A 4,614-nucleotide genomic window follows, 5' to 3' on the forward strand; every position below is an offset into this window, starting at 1 on the left:
GCCAGCACCGTGACGATGGCAGATCAGCCGACCATCGAACAGGCCCAACCACCCGCTTCCAGCAACTGTGCCAACCACCGGGTGGCGGGACTCGAACCCGTCACTCATGAAGATCACCAACAGCATCACTTCTGTGGTGTCGGCCCGAGGCCGGGTACATCGGAACCTCGGGAGACGAACACCAGCAGGTCAGAGATCTGCTCCGAGGTGGCTCCGCACACACACGGCGGAGCTCCACAGAAGTTGAGCCAGAGCCCGGTTCGTGAAGTCAGTTGTTCACGGATCTGGGAGGCGCCTGCGGACCGGACGACTCGATGTTCACGAGGACGGGAGTCACCTGCCAGCGCCCGGCAACGGTGCGATGGTGGCTGCCACCTGCGCCCGTAGCCAGCGCTTTTGTCCTGTGTCCCGAGCGGGCGGTAGTCGGCATCGCGCCGGTCACCACCGAGGTACGCCCGTTCTCGTGAGTATCCGGCTCGGGTGCTGACTCCCGAACTGCTGTCGAAACGCTGCTCCGTGACGTGAACAGAGCCATCCGGCGACGGTGGAGGGTGAGCCTACGGTCTGTGGAAACGCAGCAGAAAGGGCCCTTCCGGTAGCGACCGGCGGGGCCCTTCTCATAGCTGGACAGCACTCCGTTCCAGTACGGGCGAAGATCAGCCCGCGCCGAAGCGTGGACGTATCACTCGGTGTCGGTGGCTACCGGGACCTCATCCTCTCGGATGATGAGGTGCTCCTCGCCTTCGATCTTGATTTCAGTGCCTGCGTACTTGCCAGACGGAGTCTTGTCCTTGGCGGACGCCGTCTCCTTGCTGTCCCCGGCCATGTCTCCTCCTTCCGGTCGACACGGTGTCGATCCGCACTGATCCTGCCATGACCAACCGTCACCGGGCCATCACTCCCGACAGATTGGACGAGCCCTATCGACGTCAACTAGTCGATGCCATAAGTGATCTGATATGTCATTAGGACTTCGAGAAGGGTGCGGCTCGTTTCGAGTGAAGCTTGCGATCAAGGGGTGATAGGCGCTTCTGTTGGATCGCCAGAAATTCCGGCCAGGGTGGCATGAGCTGCGGTTACTGTGCTGCCGTGATTCTGACTGACGCTGAGATAGATGACCTGCTCGCCTCCGCCGGGCTCCGACTCGTCGAACGAGTCCAGCGGGAGGTACGACTGCCCCCGCTACCGAAGTACGTGTCGCCTGCGAGCGCCGGGCCCGAGCACGGACGGTTCGACTCACACCCGGACGAGGTCGCCGACCTGGGTGCTTCGGACTTCGCCGACAAGGTCAACGCGGGCTGGCATCGAATGGCCGCGGAGTTCGGGCTCTTCGACGAGAAGCGCGAGTTTCTGCTCGCGCTCGGCCGCGCGCGCCTCGGGGACGATTCGGACGATGAGCCGTACGAGGTGTGGTTCCGTGTCCAACTACTCGACGAGTGGGACCTGGTGGGAAGTGAGGTGGACTTGCTGCGGAGTGGCTTCGCGACCCTCTTCACTGATCGTTTCGTCCCGGAGTTCACGGTGGCGTCCCTGGACGGGCAGATGATGATGAGTACCACGGTCTGGGGTGATGGCACGCTCAGCACCATCGTCATCCGCCCGTAGCCGGCGCCCCCGTGGGACAGCCACTCCCGTCCTGGTCGGACCGTCTCTACCGTTGTAGCGGGAGAGGAGCGGTGCGATGGGGTCGCTGTTCGAAGAGTTGGAAGCCCGCGAGGCGGCTGCCCGGACGCGGGTGGAGGCGCTGGAAGCCGAGCTCGCCGAGGTGTCCAGGCGGTTGAGTGTGGCCCGCGAGGGGTTGGAGCGTCTGCGAATTGCTCGGGAGACGGTCGCCGAGGTGCTCGCCGAGATACCGGCGGTCACGGCGGACGCGAGCGAGACGCGAGTCGAAGGTGTGTTGGTGTCGCCGTATGCGGGGGCCGAGCGGCAGGTGATCGGGGTGCTGACGGTGCCGAACTGGCAGCCCGGCATGGGGGTGGACGTGCTCCCGTCGCTCTACCGGGACATCGTGGAGGTGGTGGCCGATGCGCCGGGGCCGGTGCGCGCGAAGCAGATCGTGCCGAGGATCGGGCTGCCCGCCGAGACGGGGAAGATCGAAGGCACACGGGCGAAGCTGAAGCGCCTGGTGGAGCGGGGCTGGCTGGACGAGGACGCCCCTGGCCTGTTCACCCCGGCTCGCCGCCGGACAGGTGCCTCTCCCAACTCCCGCTGACAGCAGGGCTCTTCCGTCTCTACATTCGAAGGTGCGACCCGTATCGGATGCAGGACAGGAAGAGCCCTGGAGATGACACCGTACGACACTCATGACACCACTGACCCCTTTGCCCGCTCCCTGAGCGCCTTCGAGACGCTGATAGGCACCCTGTCGGGCGGCGACGCGAGCAGGTGGACCCACGCCGAACTGGAGGAACACCTCGACGCGGCCGGGCGGGACCTGCTCCGCCTGCTGCTTCAGGACCACCTGGACCTTCGCGCCCAGCGCGAGGAGAGGCAGGTCCGTGCCGGCGACGGCCCGGTCGTGGTCGGGCCGGACGCTCGCGTGCGGCCCTGGCGGGAACCGGGCCACCAGCGATGGCTGGCCACCGTGTTCGGGCTGGTCCGGGTCACCCGGGTCGCCCACCGTGGCCCCGGCGCCTGCAACGTTCACCCAGCAGACGCCGCTCTCTCCCTGCCGGCGGGCAGACACTCGAACGGCTTACGCCGACTCGCGGTCACCGAAGCCGTGCGCGGCTCGTTCGACCAGGCCCACCAAGCGGTCGAGCGTCGCTGCGGAAACGTGCTCGGCAAGCGGCGGCTGGAAGAACTCGTGGTCGCGGCGGCGGTGGATGTCGACGCCTTCTACCGAGCTCGGATACCGGTACCCTGCAGCCGGGAGATGCCGCTGGTGGTCCAGGTCGACGGCAAGGGCGTGGTCATGCGCCCGGAGGCACTGCGCGAGGCCACCCGTCGGGCCGTCGCGAAAGCGGCCGGCGGGCATCGCGGTCGGCTCGCGCCGGGCGAGAAGCCGAACCGCAAGCGGATGGCAACCGTGGCCTACGTCTTCGACATCCGCCCGACTCCCAGACGCCCGCACGACGTGATCCACCCGCCCGGCGGCCGAAGCGACGAACGCCCCTCCCGCCCGGGACCGAGGGCCGAGAACAAATGGTGCACCGCCTCGCTGGTCCGCTCGCCCGAACAGGTCATCGCCGACGCTTTCGACCAGGCCGAGGCCCGCGACCCGAAACACCTGCGGCCGTGGGTCGTCCTGGTCGACGGCGCCCGCCACCAGCTCGACCTGATCAAGGCCGAGACCGTCCGACGCGGCGTCACGGTTCACGTGCTGCTGGACTTCGTGCACGTCGCCGAGTACGTCTGGGCCGCCGCCCACGCCTTCCACAAACCGGGCACCACCAAGGCCGAGGCCTGGGCGGCCGACCACCTGACCGCGATCCTCGCAGGCCATGCCGCCCGCGCCGCCGACGAAATGACCGCCCAGGCCAACCGGGAACGACTACCCGCCGCCCGACGCGAGGCCATCGATGCCTGCCACCGCTACCTGACCGGCCACCTCGACCAACTCCACTACGACACCGCCCTGGCAGGCGGCTGGCCGATCGCCACCGGCGCAGTCGAAGGTGCCTGCCGCCACCTGATCGCGGACCGACTCGACATCACTGGCGCCCGCTGGGGGCTCGACGGAGCCGAAGCCGTTCTGCGACTCCGCACCCTGGTCGCCAACGGCGACCTCGACTCCTACTGGCGCTACCACGCCGCCAGCGAGCACCAGCGCCTCTACCCCACCCCCGACCAGCAGAGCTTCACTCTCACCGCTTGATCGCGGGCCCTCTTGCGGACAGACTGCCACCCATGAGGTCCACAGGCGCGCCCACCGACGCATCGACAACCCGCGTCGAGGCGGACCCCTCCTTGCAGGGGCAGGCTCAACAGTGAGCACCAACCTGCCCTACTTCCGCTACCACCCCGACCCCGTCGCCAGCGGCTCCATCCGCGAGAGCGCCGAGACCTGCGCCTGCTGCGAGCGCGCCACCGGCTGGACTTACACCGCAACCTTCTATACGGCCCAGGACGTCACCGGACGGTTCTGTCCCTGGTGCATTGCCGACGGCAGCGCCGCCGAACGATTCGAAGGTGATTTCACCGACTCGTTCGGACTCGACGGCGTCGACGCGGAGACCCTGGAGCAGGTCACCCGTCGCACCCCCAGCTTCCACGCCTGGCAAGATCCGCACTGGCTCGTCCACTGCAACGACGCCGCCGCCTTCATCGGCGAGGTCGGATACACCGAACTCACCGCCCACCCCGAAGCACTCGACCAGCTTCGAGCAGACCTTCGACTGAACGGCTGGCACGACGCAACCCAGCTCGAGAACTTCCTGACCCACCTCGGTCACGGCGCGAGTGAGATGCTCTTCCGCTGCACCAGCTGTGGCACCCACCTCGCCTACGCCGACGCGTCATAGCCACGGCCCAGCCCAGCGCGCCTTGACTCTGTTGCTCAATTCGGGCCGCGGGGTCGGTTGACTGCGGCATGATCGCTCCTGCGGTCGTCTCGTGGGCAGGTGGTCGCGGGGGTGGTGCGGGTGTCGATGAGGGCGGCGGGACTGCCGGAGA

5 protein-coding genes are annotated in these 4,614 nt (G+C 67.6%); 4 read left to right on the plus strand and 1 reads right to left on the minus strand.

Going from position 1 to position 4,614, the window contains the following annotated elements:
- Nucleotides 1–682: 682 nt before the first annotated feature.
- Nucleotides 683–826 carry a hypothetical protein gene (locus KS423_RS39050; RefSeq protein ID WP_224284477.1) on the minus strand — a complete coding sequence of 48 codons (144 nt, stop codon included), beginning with the start codon at nt 824–826 and terminating at the stop codon, nt 683–685.
- 263 nt (nt 827–1,089) lie between these two features.
- Here KS423_RS39050 and KS423_RS39055 point away from each other — a divergent pair, with 263 nt between their 5' ends.
- The 4 genes from KS423_RS39055 (at nt 1,090) to KS423_RS39070 (ending at nt 4,463) form a co-directional block, all read left to right on the plus strand.
- Nucleotides 1,090–1,605 carry a hypothetical protein gene (locus tag KS423_RS39055; protein WP_224284478.1) on the plus strand — a complete coding sequence of 172 codons (516 nt, stop codon included), beginning with the start codon at nt 1,090–1,092 and terminating at the stop codon, nt 1,603–1,605.
- 76 nt (nt 1,606–1,681) lie between these two features.
- Entirely contained in the window at nt 1,682–2,212 is a 531-nt protein-coding gene (locus KS423_RS39060; RefSeq protein ID WP_224284479.1) for a hypothetical protein, read from the plus strand.
- A 72-nt stretch (nt 2,213–2,284) separates the two neighbouring features.
- Nucleotides 2,285–3,817 carry an ISKra4 family transposase gene (locus tag KS423_RS39065; RefSeq protein WP_224284480.1) on the plus strand — a complete coding sequence of 511 codons (1,533 nt, stop codon included), beginning with the start codon at nt 2,285–2,287 and terminating at the stop codon, nt 3,815–3,817.
- A gap of 112 nt (nt 3,818–3,929) precedes the next feature.
- The gene (locus KS423_RS39070) at nt 3,930–4,463 is read left to right on the plus strand and encodes a CbrC family protein (RefSeq protein ID WP_224284481.1); all 534 of its coding nucleotides are present in this window, start codon (nt 3,930–3,932) and stop codon (nt 4,461–4,463) included.
- Nucleotides 4,464–4,614: the final 151 nt, after the last annotated feature.

The organism is Streptomyces sp. LS1784, from assembly GCF_020103755.1.
Taxonomy (GTDB): domain Bacteria; phylum Actinomycetota; class Actinomycetes; order Streptomycetales; family Streptomycetaceae; genus Kitasatospora.